12 protein-coding genes and 2 pseudogenes are annotated in these 15,170 nt (G+C 32.9%); 2 read left to right on the top strand and 12 right to left on the bottom strand.

The window, feature by feature from the left end; translation table 11 throughout:
- Positions 1-62: 62 nt before the first annotated feature.
- From THESIDRAFT1_RS05675 to THESIDRAFT1_RS05710, 9 genes and pseudogenes are all read right to left on the bottom strand, one after another.
- Entirely contained in the window at positions 63-1,316 is a 1,254-nt protein-coding gene (locus tag THESIDRAFT1_RS05675) for a UDP-N-acetylglucosamine 1-carboxyvinyltransferase (protein WP_003870752.1), read from the bottom strand.
- A 125-nt stretch (positions 1,317-1,441) separates the two neighbouring features.
- On the bottom strand, positions 1,442-2,272 hold the full coding sequence (locus tag THESIDRAFT1_RS05680) for a two-component system regulatory protein YycI (RefSeq protein ID WP_006569810.1): 831 nt from the start codon (positions 2,270-2,272) through the stop codon (positions 1,442-1,444).
- Between the two features lie 3 nt (positions 2,273-2,275).
- Positions 2,276-3,001 carry a hypothetical protein gene (locus THESIDRAFT1_RS13925; RefSeq protein ID WP_244262771.1) on the bottom strand — a complete coding sequence of 242 codons (726 nt, stop codon included), beginning with the start codon at positions 2,999-3,001 and terminating at the stop codon, positions 2,276-2,278.
- A gap of 79 nt (positions 3,002-3,080) precedes the next feature.
- Positions 3,081-3,395 (bottom strand): hypothetical protein, encoded by a 315-nt coding sequence (locus THESIDRAFT1_RS14740; protein WP_341853115.1) that lies wholly within the window; start codon positions 3,393-3,395, stop codon positions 3,081-3,083.
- Between the two features lie 183 nt (positions 3,396-3,578).
- Positions 3,579-3,974: a hypothetical protein gene (locus tag THESIDRAFT1_RS05690; RefSeq protein ID WP_003870749.1), complete on the bottom strand. Its 396-nt coding sequence runs from the start codon at positions 3,972-3,974 to the stop codon at positions 3,579-3,581.
- 87 nt (positions 3,975-4,061) lie between these two features.
- Positions 4,062-5,767: pseudogene (locus THESIDRAFT1_RS05695) on the bottom strand (ATP-binding protein).
- Positions 5,751-6,445: pseudogene (locus THESIDRAFT1_RS05700) on the bottom strand (response regulator). The pseudogenes THESIDRAFT1_RS05695 and THESIDRAFT1_RS05700 overlap by 17 nt, the downstream one beginning before the upstream one ends.
- A gap of 59 nt (positions 6,446-6,504) precedes the next feature.
- Positions 6,505-7,311 carry a peptidase MA family metallohydrolase gene (locus THESIDRAFT1_RS05705; RefSeq protein ID WP_006569812.1) on the bottom strand — a complete coding sequence of 269 codons (807 nt, stop codon included), beginning with the start codon at positions 7,309-7,311 and terminating at the stop codon, positions 6,505-6,507.
- A gap of 178 nt (positions 7,312-7,489) precedes the next feature.
- Entirely contained in the window at positions 7,490-8,845 is a 1,356-nt protein-coding gene (locus THESIDRAFT1_RS05710; protein ID WP_006569813.1) for a M23 family metallopeptidase, read from the bottom strand.
- A 237-nt stretch (positions 8,846-9,082) separates the two neighbouring features.
- On the opposite strand from THESIDRAFT1_RS05710, the gene THESIDRAFT1_RS05715 reads away from it, so the two are divergent.
- On the top strand, positions 9,083-10,057 hold the full coding sequence (locus tag THESIDRAFT1_RS05715) for a DnaD domain protein (protein ID WP_006569814.1): 975 nt from the start codon (positions 9,083-9,085) through the stop codon (positions 10,055-10,057).
- A complete protein-coding gene (locus THESIDRAFT1_RS05720; RefSeq protein ID WP_003870743.1) occupies positions 10,050-11,033 on the top strand; it encodes an ATP-binding protein in 984 nt (327 codons plus the stop codon). The genes THESIDRAFT1_RS05715 and THESIDRAFT1_RS05720 overlap by 8 nt, the downstream gene beginning before the upstream one ends.
- Here THESIDRAFT1_RS05720 and THESIDRAFT1_RS05725 read toward each other — a convergent pair.
- The 3 genes from THESIDRAFT1_RS05725 to THESIDRAFT1_RS05735 form a co-directional block, all read right to left on the bottom strand.
- Entirely contained in the window at positions 11,030-12,472 is a 1,443-nt protein-coding gene (locus THESIDRAFT1_RS05725; protein ID WP_003870742.1) for a M1 family metallopeptidase, read from the bottom strand. The genes THESIDRAFT1_RS05720 and THESIDRAFT1_RS05725 overlap by 4 nt on opposite strands.
- Positions 12,473-12,879: 407 nt before the next feature.
- The gene (locus THESIDRAFT1_RS05730; RefSeq protein WP_006569815.1) at positions 12,880-14,127 is read right to left on the bottom strand and encodes a DUF1015 domain-containing protein; all 1,248 of its coding nucleotides are present in this window, start codon (positions 14,125-14,127) and stop codon (positions 12,880-12,882) included.
- A 135-nt stretch (positions 14,128-14,262) separates the two neighbouring features.
- A complete protein-coding gene (locus tag THESIDRAFT1_RS05735; protein ID WP_244262775.1) occupies positions 14,263-15,102 on the bottom strand; it encodes an RNA-guided endonuclease InsQ/TnpB family protein in 840 nt (279 codons plus the stop codon).
- Between the last annotated feature and the right edge of the window lie 68 nt (positions 15,103-15,170).

Genomic DNA, 15,170 nt, shown 5'->3' on the forward strand with positions numbered 1-15,170 from the left:
TCACCTCACTAAATAGGATGAGATATTATGCAGCACATTATACTCAAAATTTTATAGCTTTTTTACTCTTTTACCCTTACTACATCAGCTCCTAGTTGTTGAAGCTTTACTTCCATCGCTTCATAACCTCTATCTATATGATAAACCTCCATAACCTCTGTCGTACCCTCAGCAGCAAGCCCTGCTATAACCATCGCTGCACCTGCTCTTAAGTCTGTCGCATAAAGAGGTGCACCTGTCAATTTCTCTACGCCTTCAATTATTGCAGTCCTTCCTTCTACTCTTACTTTCGCTCCCATTTTCTTTAACTCATTTAAATATTTAAATCTATTTTCATATATATTTTCAGTAATGACACTTATGCCATCAGCCAAAGCCAAAAGCACCGCAAAGGGCTGTTGCATATCTGTTGGAAAGCCAGGATAAGGTAAAGTTTTTATATCAACATGTTTTAAAGGTCCTTCTCTTCTTACTCTTATCACATCATCGTATTCTTCAACAATGACGCCCATTTCTGCAAGTTTTGCAACAATTGCTTCTAAGTGATTTGGAATTACTCCTTTTATATACACATCACCTTTAGTTGCGGCAGCTGCCACCATGTAAGTTCCTGCTTCTATTTGGTCAGGAATAATAGTATAGTGACATCCGTGAAGCTTGTCTACGCCTGTTATCTTAATAGTATCTGTACCAGCACCTTTGATATTCGCTCCCATGGCATTTAAAAAGTTTGCTACATCAACTACATGGGGCTCTTTTGCACAGTTTTCTAATATCGTTACCCCTTCAGCTTTAACTGCTGCCAACATCAAATTTATAGTAGCACCTACACTCGCCACATCAAAATATATATGATTCCCTACTAATTTATCAGCTTTAATCCTTATAAGTCCATGTTCTATAGTAGTCTCCGCGCCTAAAGCTTCAAACCCTTTAATATGCTGATCAATAGGTCTTACACCAATATTGCACCCACCTGGCATAGCTATTACTGCCTCATTAAATCTACTTAAAAGTGCACCTATAAGATAATAAGAAGCCCTCATCTGGCTTGCTAAATCTCGAGGGGGGTAAAAGGAATTAAGCCCTTCAGGGGCAATTACTACTTCGTGTTTTTTCTTTTCTACTTTTCCTCCCAGATGGCGTATCATCTGGACTAATAATTCTATATCTTTTATATCAGGCAAATTATCTATCACACTCGGAGTATCAGCCAATAGGGCTGCGGGAAGGATTGCAACAGCAGAGTTTTTAGCGCCACTTATCTGTATACTTCCTTTAAGGGGCTTTCCTCCTTTTATTATAAACTTTTCCATTCTTCAATCTTCCCTTCAAATCAATAAAATAAATTAAACTTAAACAGTATCACAATATATACTTTAATACAATTTAAAATATTTTACAAGTATTTAAGGGTTAAAAAAAGAAGAAGAAGGTGGTATTATTTACCTTCCTCAAAATTTCCCGTATAAGCGTTTATGTAATATCTGTTGCCATCCTGAGTAGTTATCCTCCAAACAGGTACTGCTTCTCCTTTAGTAGCACTGCTCCAGTTAAAATAATAGCCTAATTTTATTTCTTTTACAACCATAGGTTTTGCATCCGTCTTTATCTCCACAAGCTTCAAAAGAGCATAAGCCGCATTTATCACCTCTTTTTTCGCCTTTTCCATCACAACAGAACCAAACCAAGACTTTGAAAATTCAAAGCTTTTGTCATCTATTTTCCCTTCCATCCATCCGCCATCTATGAAGTAATCCTTATAGGTTTGAAAATACTTTATCTTTACCTCTTTACCTTGAGAAATTTTTTCAACTTGTACATTTATTTCTTTAAAATGATAATTATTTATAAAATTCTGTACATACTCTTCCTTTTGAGAAGAAGACATATCTTTAAATTTATCGTTCTTTTCAAAATAATAAAAACTAATGCCATCTACTTTGATAGTTTTATCTTCAAATTTAAAAATTGTATATCTATTTTCTTTGTATTTTTCATATTTTTGACTTTTAATAAAATTTTCTAAAATAAAACTTTCATCAAATATTTCTCTCGTTACCTTAACAAGAGGCATTCGCTCTGTCTCTTGCGGAATTGTAGTTTTCAAAATTATGTTGTTTTGCAATAAGACTTCCTCTATTGAATACAAATCTTGCCTTGATAAAAGCTGGGGTTGCGGTTTATTAATTTTAGCAATAGTTAGATATAAAAGAACATTCAAAATCGCAAAGGTGATTATCAGCACTGTCTTTGCTTTAGACCAGTTCATAATTTATACCCCATTGTAAATCAACTTTCCATTAAATATGTTTATAAAAAACACTTTATTGTTACTTTCTCCAATCCAAACAGGGATAAATTGTCCCTCATAATACGCATAACCTATTTTTAAATCAGAAAGCGGTTCTCGCCAGTTTATCTCTTTTAATCCCATTGCAAGAGGTTGCTTCAATTTTGCATGAGAAATTAAATAACTTCCATTACTCATCAAATCTAAATACAAAACTCGTGCATATTTAATATTGCCATTTGAAATATTTATTTCGATTGGAAAATCCAGCATTTCTTTTTGCAAAATTCGAAGGGGATAATCAAATATATAATTAAAATAAAAATTATATTCCCCTTTTTCTTCTTTGAAATCCATCAGATAAATATCGTCAACTTTTATCCCTATTTCCTCCAAAAAGACGACAGATTTTCTCAGTGCAAAAATTTTATCAGTGGGAGAAGCTTCAGAAACAGTGTCATAAAATTCTATATACCCATTTTGATATAAGCGCAGACTTTTTAAACCGTCGGTATAAACAGTACATCCGTTATTCTCGGTAATTTTTCTTACAACAGAGATATTCGTAAAAAATTTTTCTAGAAAATGGGGGTCAGATTCAAAATTTGTTTCTTTACTATATATTTTTTTTATCGAAAACGTTAGAGAAGGTATGTACACGTTTTTTTCAAAATATGCATTGCCTTCCTCATAAACAGATTCACACACACTGACCTCATCTTTAGGGAAATTCTTTATAATGTTTTTTAAATCCTCCATCTCTGAATAATTGAAACTATAAAATTTTTTATTGGCTGCATCCTTCACAAAAAATTTGATTTTTGTCTATGTTAACGATAATCTCTTTTACATATACATTGCTATTTATTTTTCTAGACCAGCTATCTCTGTTGCTAAAAATATCTTTTAACAAGTCACCATTTGCACTTTTTCCCATTAAAAACCGCATAAACGTACCTTTTTGTGCGTTTTCCCAACTATTCTCATCGACTACATTTATTTTTTCTTCTTTATTTGAACTAATAAAATCCGTTGTTTTTTTCCATAAAGAAAAGGAAAGATTACCATCTGATACTAAGTACACTTTTCCTTGCAAACCCACAAAAGTGTATTCTGGCCTTATTATACGAAAAATGTCCACCTTTGTATTTGTGGACTTTTTATTAATAAATGATAATTCATTTTGCGGAAAGGATATCCACAGTTTATAAGTTAAATACACGCTAGTTAAAACAAGAAAAAACAATAGCAGTGACTTAATCTTCTCCCTCATCCTTCAAGACCTCTATTTTAAAAGAGATTTTATTATATCCTCAATGGCAGTAATTGTTATTTGCAAAATCCCATCCTTTTTTGTAAGTATCACATGGCCTTTTATTATTTGCAATTGGTCGTCTTTATAAGCTTTTATTACTATATAATTATCTCCATAGCTTAAAGTCAATAATTTTGCGAAAAGCATTGTATCGCCAATTACCCATTTGTCGCTTAAATTATCGTTTAAGATAAGCTCTACAGTAGTATTAGGTTGTCCACTCCCAGAAATTATAAAATATTTGTTGTCCGTTTTTACATCGTTTATATTAGTTTTAACTTTTATGAGGTCATCTGCATATCCATATGACATAAAAAGAGCCATAAACATCATCACTGCTACAAATAAAGCAACTATTTTTTTCAAGGATATCCCTCCTTCTCCTTTATGGTTTTATTATACAGTACTATTATTACAATATTGTTACAGTAATATTAAATTATTATTACGAATTTACTGGTATGGCAGTTTAACCCTCACTATAGTGCCTTTTCCTACTTCGCTTTCTATGTTTACTTCTCCTTTGTGAAGTTCTACAATTTGTTTTACAATAGAAAGCCCCAAACCTGTACCTCCAAGCTCTCTGGATCTGGCTTTATCTACTCTGTAAAACCTTTCAAAGATTCGAGGCAGGTCTTCTTTAGGAATTCCTATACCGTTGTCTTCCACAATGAAGGTTGCAAAATTTTCATCGTATTCTGTCATAACTTTTATCATTCCGTTTTCTGGAGTGTATTTTATAGCATTGGTTACTAGGTTCACTATAACTTGTTCCATTTTATCTTTGTCAATATACACATGCCTTGGTACTTCTTGAAGGTCGACGATAAGTTTCTGATTTTTTTATGAGCTTCAATAGAAAGTCTATTTATTACGTCAATTATTACTTCATTTAAATTTTTATGCTCAAATTTGAGGTTTTTGTCTTCAGAATCCATTTTAGATAAAAGAAGTAAATCTTTTACAAGACGTGTCATTCTGTCAGTTTCTGAATCTATTATTTTTAAAAATCTCTTTAAATATTCAGCATCTACGTCGCTGTAAAGAAGAGTTTCAACATAGCTTTTTATGGTGGCAAGAGGAGTTCTAAGTTCATGAGAGACATTTGCCACAAACTCCTTCCTCATGGCATCCAATTTGTGTTGCTCCGTGATATCGTGAAGTACATAAACATATCCTTCTATTTGTTGATTGCTTTTTAGCGGAGCTATGTTAACTGTTAAAACCTTGTTTCCGCAATTCATTGTCGCTACTGCATCTTCTTTTTCTAAATTTAGTATTCCCTCTATTGGCATTCCTAATTCCAGCTTCACATTTAACATTTTCTCGGCAGCCTCATTATAGTGGATTATGTTGCCTTTTGCATCTGTTGCCACAACACCATCGGTCATAAATTGTATAATAGCTTCTATTTTGTTTTTTTCACCTTGAATATCATTTAAAGTCTGTTTTAACCGCAAAGATAAAAAATTAAACATTTCACCTAATTTTCCTATTTCATCATTAGATTTTATCTTTATCGTCACATCAAAATTACCTTCTGCCATCTTTTGAGCATATTTTGTCACTTCTTTGATGGGGTCAGTTATAGTCTTGGACAAAATATATCCAAGCACCATAGTAATTCCAACAGCAAAAAGAGTAGCACTCGAAAGAATCAAATTGACATCCCATAAAGTCTCATATATTCCATTTAAAGAACCGCTAATATACACAACTCCATTTATTTTACCATCGCTATTATAAACTGGCATGGCAAAGCTTTTTATTTTTCCAGTAGAATTATAATCATCAGTCACTTCACTTCCGATTTCTCCTGATAGGGCTTTGACAATAGCAGGAGTCATCATTTTACCCCTATCCCCAGTTGAACTAGCTAAAATATTTCCTTTATTATCCAAAATATACACATACTTTACGTTTGAATTAGGACCCATGTACATATTTATCACATTTTTTAAGCTTTTTGCATCCATGTTGTCTTTAAGGGTAAAAGAAATACCTCGTGCTTGCGCTTCAAGGTAATTGTCAAAGTTATTCATGTGGTAATTTTCAAGAGATTTATAAAGATATACCCATATGATTTCCATTGCTACAAGTATTAACAAAGTATATATGAGAATTATTTTCCATTGAATGCTTTTAAATCTGCTTCTCATCGCTAAAATAGTAACCAACCCCTCTTTTTGTGTGAATAAGCTTGGGGTTACTGGGGTCATCTTCAATTTTTTCTCTCAGTCTTCTTATGGTGACATCTACTGTTCTAATATCACCCAGATATTCATAACCCCATACCTTTTCCAATAGCATTTCGCGTGAAAAAATAAGCCCCTTGTTTAAAATGAGAAATCTCAAAAGTTCAAATTCTCTGGAGGTAAGTTCTATCTCTTTATTGTTTTTTTCTACTTTATATTTCGACATGTCAATTTTTAAATTTTTACGTAAATGATATTCCCAGACTCGTTTCCATTTAAACTAATTCTCCTTAAATTAGCTTTTACTCGTGCTATGAGTTCTCTTATAGAAAAAGGTTTCGTTATGTAGTCATCAGCTCCCAATTCCAGTCCCAATACTTTGTCTACTTCTTCCTCTTTAGCCGTCAACATCAAAATAGGTATAGTCATCGATTGCCTTAGAGTCCTTAGTACTGAAAAACCGTCTAATTTAGGCAACATCACATCAAGTATTATCAAATCTGGATTTTGCTCTTTTGCTATTTTTAAAGCCTCTTCCCCATCATAAGCTTCATAAGTTATGTATCCCTCTTTTTCCAGATTGTATTTGATTATCTCAACTATAGGCTTCTCATCATCAACTATCAGTATTCTGTAACTCATTTTACTTCCCCCTTGTCTTTTTATAGGGTTAAAGCAAGAAGAGCAACACTCTCCTTGCTTTATTTCACTGAATCTATAAATTTCTCTAAATCTTGTCCTGTAACTTTATAAAAACTCTCACTTAAACTTAACCCTCTCCCCAAATATTTTAAAATATCTCTTATGCTTTGCATCCCATATTTATCACTTATGGCTTTTACTATTTCAAAAGACCTTTTATAGGCCAATGTCTCATCTAATTGGTTAAAGTTATAAGTCAACTCTTTAAGAGAATATGGCTTATCAGTTGCTACGCCTTCACCCCAGACAAAACCGTTTTCTCGATATTCTTCCAGAAGGGCTATACCTTCTGTGAACCACACAGGGTAATTGCCTTTTGCAATATCATCTACAATAAGGTGGGCAAATTCGTGTACAATCGGTCCATCATGCTCAAAAACTTTTTCTAGGTCTTCTGTAGGACTAATCCACAATTCAGGTGATACTATGCTTATGACTCCATTTAAATAAAGCCCCATCGCAGTATCCCCTTTTGCAAGTGAAAAATCTGTGTTCATTTTTTCAGGGTCATGGTACATTATAATGACGGTTTTACCAGGTGGTTTGTAATCTAAATCTTTAGTAACACTATCATAATGTTTTTCTGCAATTTCTAAAACAAGAGAAACGTATTTTTCATCTGGCATGGTATATCGCACTATAAAGTGCTCGCTTTGTGTTGTTTTGTAATCTTTTACATTATCTGTTAAACTATTTTCTTTTATTTCTCTCACATAAGGATAGGAAGCCACCATAATTTTGTTAGCATAATAAAGAGAAATGAACAAAATAAGTGCAATAGCAAAAACAATAATTTTCTTTTTCATCCTGTATCACCTCACATACATTTAAAACCCCGTATGTAATTTATATGTAGAGGCTTTTATATGTATGAAGCGATACAGGTTTTTTTGACAAATATAATTACAACTGTATTATAACATTCATAAATACTTGTAGCAACCCTACAAAAATAAAAAGCCCTCCATAGGGCTTGTCACAATTTCATCTATTTAAATATGATAAAGGATTAACTGGAACGCCATTTTTTCTAACTTCAAAGTGGAGATGAGACCCTGTTGCACGACCTGTCGAACCTACCAAAGCAATTTTTTGTCCTTTCGCCACTTTATCGCCTTTTTTAACAAGGAGTTTACTAGCATGTCCATAATAAGTAACATAACCATTGTGATGGTCAATTTTCACTAAATATCCATAGCCACTTTCCCAACCTGAAAATATAACAGTACCTCCATCTGCAGCATAAATAGGAGAACCTTGTGGTGCCGCTATATCAACTCCTGTGTGAAGTCTCCCCCATCTTTGTCCAAATCTTGAAGTGATAGTACCTCTCGCAGGATAATTAAAAGACCCTGTAGCAACATAAGATATTCTTTTTGAACCTACGGCAACTATTTTGTTGATAGGATTTTCAAGGACATTTTCGTTCTTTATTTTTTTTGAAACCTCAATGCCATTGTAACTTACAACAACAGCAGTTACCTCTTTTAAGCCTTTTTTACCTTTTACCAACACTTTAGACTGATTGGTATACAGTTTGTCATCTTGAGTATATTTTGTCTCAAAAGGTATTTCCTCTTTGTAAACTATTCTCTTTTCAGTAACAACCGTTACATTAGGTACAGCAGAAGATAAATATATTATTTGTCCTGGTTTTAAATTTTCTGTAAGGCCAGGATTTAATTTTAAAATATCATCAATGTACATGTCGTGGTCTCTTGCAATAGACCACAAACTATCGTTTTCTTTTACAGTGTATGTAACAGCTTTTTTTACAGGTTGTTGCAATATTTTTAACGCTTCCTCAAAGCTTACTAAATATTTTGGAGGTATGTACTTTTCTTCAATTTTGACATCCTCTTTAAAATATGTTCTATCAGAATCCTTTGCGTATTTATTCTTTAACATTTCAAGAACCTTATTTGCCTCTTCTTCATTTTTTAACGCAGTCACAAACTTGCCATCTACTATTATGGCAGCAGCTTTGCAGCTAAAACTCATAGCATTTTCCAAATTAGCATAAATTTTATGTACATCTGTCAACTCTTTATTTGATACTCTTACCCTTTCAAATTTTATTTGCTGATTTAAAACTATATCCGTTCCTGTCTTTTGCTTTTCTTTTTTATGTAATTCTTCTATAAAACTTTTTACCTCATCTATATTCTTGGTAATTCCAATAGTTTCACCATCTACTGTTATCTTGTAGGCAAATCCTTCTTCATATACAATAAAAGAAAGACCTATGGACAGTGCTACCACAAAAGCTATAATATTGTTCTTGTAAGTCTTTAATAAACCAAGAAAAAACTTATAGCTTTTATCCCCCACCTTCCCCATAGTATTCTCCTTTCTTCTGTTAATCTTTTTTAATTATACCATACTTTTTTGTAAAACCAAATTTTAATTAATGAAATTTTTAGCATCTTTCTATATTGTATGTTATACTTCAAACTAATATTCCTATATATACTTATTTAATTTAACAATATACTCAAATATTCCGATAATTATGTTAAATTCTTTTCAATTGAAGAGGCTATTTCGCTGTGTTATAATATATTCGAGGTGGGGAGGATGAGCGTTTTTAGATTTTTAAACGAAAATGACGATTGGGGAAGTACTCCCATCAGCAATTATTTTATAAATCATTTCATGTTGGATGCCCCAGGCGAATATGTCAAAGTATATATTTTGGGATTGAAATATTGCTATTATGGTAATGAAATACCTTTGAAAACTTTAGCAGATAAATTATTTATGTCAGATATAGAAATTGACAGAGCTTTGAAGTATTGGGAAAAATCAGGCTTAGTTAAATTAAAATACATAGATGGTGAATACATAGTTGAATATCTCCCGGTTATTCCACAACCAACCTCAAATCACAGCGTGTCCTTACAGGACCCTCAAGTAAAACAAATGTTTGAAGCAATTGAATTGACTTTGGGAAGGCCTTTAACCCCCACAGAAATGGAAACATATTTAAGCTGGATAGATGAATACGGCTTTTCCTTGGAAATAATAACGATGTTAGTAAGTTATTGCGCTTCTAAAAACAAAACTTCTTTAAGATATATGGAAAAGGTAGCAATAGCCTGGCATGACGCAGGTCTTAAAACCGCATTAGATGTAGAAGAATATTTAAAAGCAGAAAACAAAAGATGGCAAAATTATAGAAAGATTTTAAATGCTTTAGGCCTTAAAGAGGATGAATTAATGGAATCCCACAAAGAGATGATGGACCGCTGGATGGACGATTTAGGTTTTGATGTAGATGTGATAATAAAAGCCTGCAACGAATGTACTCTTAAATTGAATGAACCCAGTTTCCCTTATATAAATAAAATACTAATCAACTGGTTTAATGAAGGTATAAGAACAGTAGAAGATTTAGAAAATAAAAAGTCCTCTACAAAGAAAAAAACTCCTGTTACCTCGGGTTTTAAAGCTCCTAAAAACTACTTCAACAGCTACTCTCAGAGAAGTTACGACATAGAAGATTTGGAGAAAAAGCTTTTAGCCCATTCAAGGGGTGAATTAAATGAATGAAAACATCATCCATGAAATCCTTAAAGAATATGAAATGAAAAGAGATAAGGCTTTGCAAGAAGCCCTTTACCGTAAAAACAAACTTTATAAAAAAATTCCTGAACTTGAAAAAATTGAGGAAGAGATTAAGAACGTAGGAATCGAAATAACTCAATCAATTTTTAAAGAACCTGAAAAGGGAAGAGAACTTTTAAATCTTTTAAAAGAGAGGTTAAATAAATTAAAAAAGAAGAAGGCTTATCTCTTAGAATCTAATGGATACCCTGAAGATTATCTAGAACCTAAATACGAATGCAACATATGCAAAGATACAGGATATGTAAATGGAAAGCGATGTAAATGTTTTGACCAAAAGCTTATAAATATTTATTATAAACAATCAAGTATAGCCGAAATACTTAAAAAAGAAAATTTCTCTAATTTTAATTTCGAATATTATTCAGACAAACCCTATGGAGATAAGCCTTCCCCAAGAAGCAACATGAAAAATATTGTAGAGTTTTCTCTTAATTTTATAAAAAATTTTGATACTACCGCTGAAAGTCTTTTTTTCTATGGAGACTCGGGTCTTGGTAAAACATTCCTTGCTAATTGTATAGCAAAGGAATTATTAGATAGAGGTAAAAGTGTGATATATCGAACAGCGCCAGATTTAATTGAAGGTTTGAGAATAAACAAGCTTAATGCTGATGGCAGTAGTTATAATGAATATTTGGAATTGTTAAAAGAATGTGACCTCCTTATAATCGACGATTTGGGAACAGAATCTATAACTGCTTTTAGTTTGCAGGAATTTTTTAATATTTTAAATACAAGATTGTTGCTTGGTAAAAAATTTATTATTTCTACAAATTTACCTCTATCGGAAATAATGGCAATTTATCCCGAAAGAATTTATTCACGAATATTCGGCCATTTTAAATTGCTTAATTTCTACGGTGAAGATATAAGACTAAAACGAAAAATGATAATTTAATAGAACCACTCTTGGAAAAATCCGCCTGTATCTTTGCCTGTCACACTGTCCACTACGTCAATTAAGTCTTGCGTAGTGGCAATTTTATATTTGTATTTATCGTAATAATTTTGAAGCACTTTTTTGAATTCTTCGTCACCTACCAGATTCCTCAGATTATAAAATACCATTGCTCCTTTGTTATAAGCTATATTAGTGTATTCCTTCCACTCTTTAAAATCTGCCAAAGTCTTAGCAAAAGAAATATCTGAATTGGTATTTAGAAATTTATTAAATTCCCCCTCTATAACAAGCCTATAAATCTCATCAGCTGTTGCCTTACCGTAATACCTTTCTATATACATAATTGTAGTGTACTCCGTCAATCCCTCATCAAGCCAAGATTCTTTTATTTGGTTGTTTCCCACAGCACCATACCACCACTGATGAGCAGTCTCGTGAGCAATTACATATTCTAAATGAAACAAATTAGCTTTTGTGTACAAATCTTTTGATATCATTACAAGATTAGGATATTCCATGCCTCCCATGTAAAAATCAGTCTGTACAACAGAATATTGTTTATAAGGATACTTGCCAATATAATCATTGTAAAACTTAATTGCATCTACAGCAAATTTAAGAGCTTTGTCTCCATATCCTTCCGTAAAATAATAGGATTTAACTTTTATGCCATCTACCTGTTGCTCTGCTATCTTAAATTTCGTACTTAACACCATAGCAAAATCCCTTACTTTTTGTGCTTCAATAACTAATTCTTTGGAATCTCCATAGTTTTTCTCTTCTTTTATTTCTCCAGTGGAAGCAACTATCATGTTTTTAGGTACTGACAATTTTACTTTGTAATTTGCTATATTACTATAAAAAGGATCTCCAAAAATGTAGTACGGATCATTATTCCAGCCATTTTTATCATATACAGAGAGTATAGGATACCAATTTCCTATCTGTACGGTATTGTTCCCATAGCCAAATCTACTTCTACAAGGTGGAATTTGTACTTTGTAGGTCATATTGATTTCTATTGTTTCTCCTTTTTTTAATTCTTTAGGCAAATTTATTTTTAAAATTTCCTCATTAGGTTCTTCCAATTCGTAAGTAGCTGGAATGTCTTTATCAAAAGTAACTTTTTCAATCTCTATAAATCCCGGTTGAAAACCATCAGGATAGGCAAAAGGGAGCTCTCCCTTCGTAAAAGGCAAATTCTCTTGTGTCTTGAAAGCATTTGGATATAAATGAAAGTATATTTCTTTTAAAGGAATATCATTAGTATTTATATATTTTACTGTTTGAGTAGCATAAATTATTTTATTTTGGTCATCATATTTTGCTTCAATTGTGTAAGATGTAAGTTGACTCTCTTCAGGCAAAAGATAAAGCACTAAACCGATAATTACAATTATAGCTAAACCCAATAGTGCTTTTTGTTTTATTTTCATACAACCAGCTCCCCTAAATTATCCTTCAATATATATTAGTACAAATTTTTAAATAATAGAACTTTTTCACTTAAAAAATAAAAAGCACCTTAAAAAAGCGAAAAGGTACTTCAGTTTGTTGACAAAGTTAAAAAATATTCAAAAGGAGATATTTTGCATCGTCGCTCCGATGTTCCAAAGCGACAAAACTAAAGCTCGACCTTCGGGCTCCTGCAGGGTACCGGGCACAATCGGCATCCATGCCTTAAGGTGCCCGCCTCCGCCATCCATGGCTTCGGCCCTGCCTCCACCCTCTGTCTTGCTAAGTTTTGTTACCGCTTTGTAACAAGTCGCTCCTTATGCAAAATATCTCCTTTACGAAAGTTTGTCTACAGTCTGAAGCACCTTAAAAAAGCGAAAAGGTACTTTTAGCTCAATTCGTGAATAAATAATCCGCTTCTTAGTTTAGGCTCAAACCAGGTAGACTTAGGAGGCATTATCATTCCCGCATCGGCAACAGCAATTAAATCTTCAACTGTTGTCGGGTGCATAGAAAAAGCTACTTTCATGTCTTCCTTAACTCTTCTTTCTAATTCTTCTAAGCCTCTAATTCCGCCTACAAAATCAATCCTTTTATCAGTTCTCGGATCTTTTATTCCCAAAATAGGATCCAAAAGATTTTTTTGTAAGATGGACACATCTAAACTTTCTATCGGATCCGATGGGTTAAAAGTACCTTCTTTGGCAGTAAGTTTGTACCAATTTCCTGATAGATACATGCCAAAAGTGTGCTTTTGCGAAGGATTGAAAGGCTGGCCTTCATTACATTTCTCTACTTCAAATTTCTCTTCTATTTTTTCGATAAATTCACTTTCGGAATAGCCGTTTAAATCCTTTACCACCCTATTATATGGCATGATAAAAACTTCATCATGGGGCACTAACACTGCTAAAAAATAGTTAAACTCCTCATCTCCTTTATAATCAGGATTTTGTTCTCGCCTCTTTAAGCCTACTTTTACAGAAGCAGCAGCCCGATGATGTCCATCTGCAATGTAAAGGTAGTCTATTTCCTTAAAAACAGAAGTAATTTTATTTATTAAAGATTTGTCATCTATAATCCATACTGTATGTCTTATTTCATCCTCTGATGTAAAATCATATATAGGATCTTTGCTCCCCATCCAGCTATTTAACAACTTTTTAAGCTCTTGATTGGCTTTGTACGTTAAAAAAACTGGACTGGTGTGAGCATCACAGTAATCCATGTGATTTATTCTATCCTGTTCTTTCTCCGGCAGAGTAAGCTCATGCTTTTTAATTATTCCTTCTAAATACTCATCAATCGAAACAGTCGCTACCAATCCCACTTGACTCCTGCCATTCATTATTTCTCTATAGATATAATAGTTCTCCTCATTATCTTTTATTAACAGCCCTTTTTTAAGCATTCTATCAAAATTTTCTCTCGCTTTTTCATAAACTATTTCATCGTAAGGATTTATAGAAGGAGCTAAATCTATTTCTGCTCTATCCACATGAAGAAATGAATAAGGATTATCTTTCGCCAAATTCCTCGCTTCTTCGGTATTTACGACGTCATAAGGCAAGGACACTATTTTATTTGCCAATCCTGGTGCAGGCCTTATTGCCTTAAAGGGTTTTACTGTAGCCATAATAATCCTCCTAAAAACTTATTTCAACTGGTTTCAATGCTTTTATTATATCATATCACTTTATAAATGCAATGTATTAAACTGACACACTCTCTCCACTAAAGTGGAGAGGTTCTTTAAGCGAAGATTGATAGTCTATGCTACCCTTATTCGCTTGGGGTTGCCAAACCCTCTACCCCTATCCAATCTCGGATTCAGGGTTACTCTCTTTAATATGTTCACTGCACCGTTTATATCTGCATTCATTACTGTCCTACACCTACTGCAAACATATAATCCTCTGTATATGCGATTATTCTTCTCCACTATACCGCATACAGAACATGTTTGAGAAGTATATGCTTCTTCTACTTTTTTTGCCTCTATCCCATATTCTCTAGCTTTGTATTTTATCATATCAAACAATCTACCAAATGGTATTTTGTGCAGTTTCTCGTTATTCTTATGTCCTATATCCATATCTCTTATTCCGTCACTCATTCCACCTATTATTATTTTGCTTACTCCGTTCTGCCTCGCCAGTTCTATTATATACCTTGAAACTTTATGTATGTAGTCTTTTACAAAGTTCTTCTCTTTGATTATTAAATTGTGAAGCTTATACGATGTTTTGTATCCTTGTTTTGAAATTACAGATTGGATTCTCGCTTTTTCCTTGGCTAATAATCTTAATCTTGAGATAAGATAACCGCCATCAATAATAAATGTTTCTGGATTTTCTTCTATAACTATTGCTGCAAAATTCTTTATTCCAAAATCTATTCCCATCATTTTTTTATCTGCAGGTTCGACTTCTGGTATATCTTTTTTATAAACGATATGAACAAAATATGTAGTATGTCCATACAAAGTTTTTGGAACAATTTCAATTTCCTGTACAGTATTGAGCGATAGATTTTTCGGTAAATCTATCCATAGATATTTGGACTCAATACCGTACTTTTCTTTTAAATATTGCTTTGTTTGTGTGGACAATGATAGTCTGATTTTGCTATTAATTATTTTTATGCCATTTTTCTTCCATCTTACAGGGATATGCCCGT

The sequence above is a fragment of the Thermoanaerobacter siderophilus SR4 genome, assembly GCF_000262445.1.
GTDB lineage: Bacteria > Bacillota > Thermoanaerobacteria > Thermoanaerobacterales > Thermoanaerobacteraceae > Thermoanaerobacter > Thermoanaerobacter ethanolicus.

Excerpts from the sequence above, each read along its gene's own strand:
- THESIDRAFT1_RS05675 (WP_003870752.1), bottom strand. The coding sequence starts at position 1,316 with ATGGAAAAGTTTATAATAAAAGGAGGAAAGCCCCTTAAAGGAAGTATA.
- THESIDRAFT1_RS05680 (WP_006569810.1), bottom strand. The coding sequence starts at position 2,272 with ATGAACTGGTCTAAAGCAAAGACAGTGCTGATAATCACCTTTGCGATT.
- THESIDRAFT1_RS05705 (WP_006569812.1), bottom strand. The coding sequence starts at position 7,311 with ATGAAAAAGAAAATTATTGTTTTTGCTATTGCACTTATTTTGTTCATT.
- THESIDRAFT1_RS05710 (WP_006569813.1), bottom strand. The coding sequence starts at position 8,845 with ATGGGGAAGGTGGGGGATAAAAGCTATAAGTTTTTTCTTGGTTTATTA.
- THESIDRAFT1_RS05715 (WP_006569814.1), top strand. The coding sequence starts at position 9,083 with ATGAGCGTTTTTAGATTTTTAAACGAAAATGACGATTGGGGAAGTACT.
- THESIDRAFT1_RS05720 (WP_003870743.1), top strand. The coding sequence starts at position 10,050 with ATGAATGAAAACATCATCCATGAAATCCTTAAAGAATATGAAATGAAA.
- THESIDRAFT1_RS05725 (WP_003870742.1), bottom strand. The coding sequence starts at position 12,472 with ATGAAAATAAAACAAAAAGCACTATTGGGTTTAGCTATAATTGTAATT.
- THESIDRAFT1_RS05730 (WP_006569815.1), bottom strand. The coding sequence starts at position 14,127 with ATGGCTACAGTAAAACCCTTTAAGGCAATAAGGCCTGCACCAGGATTG.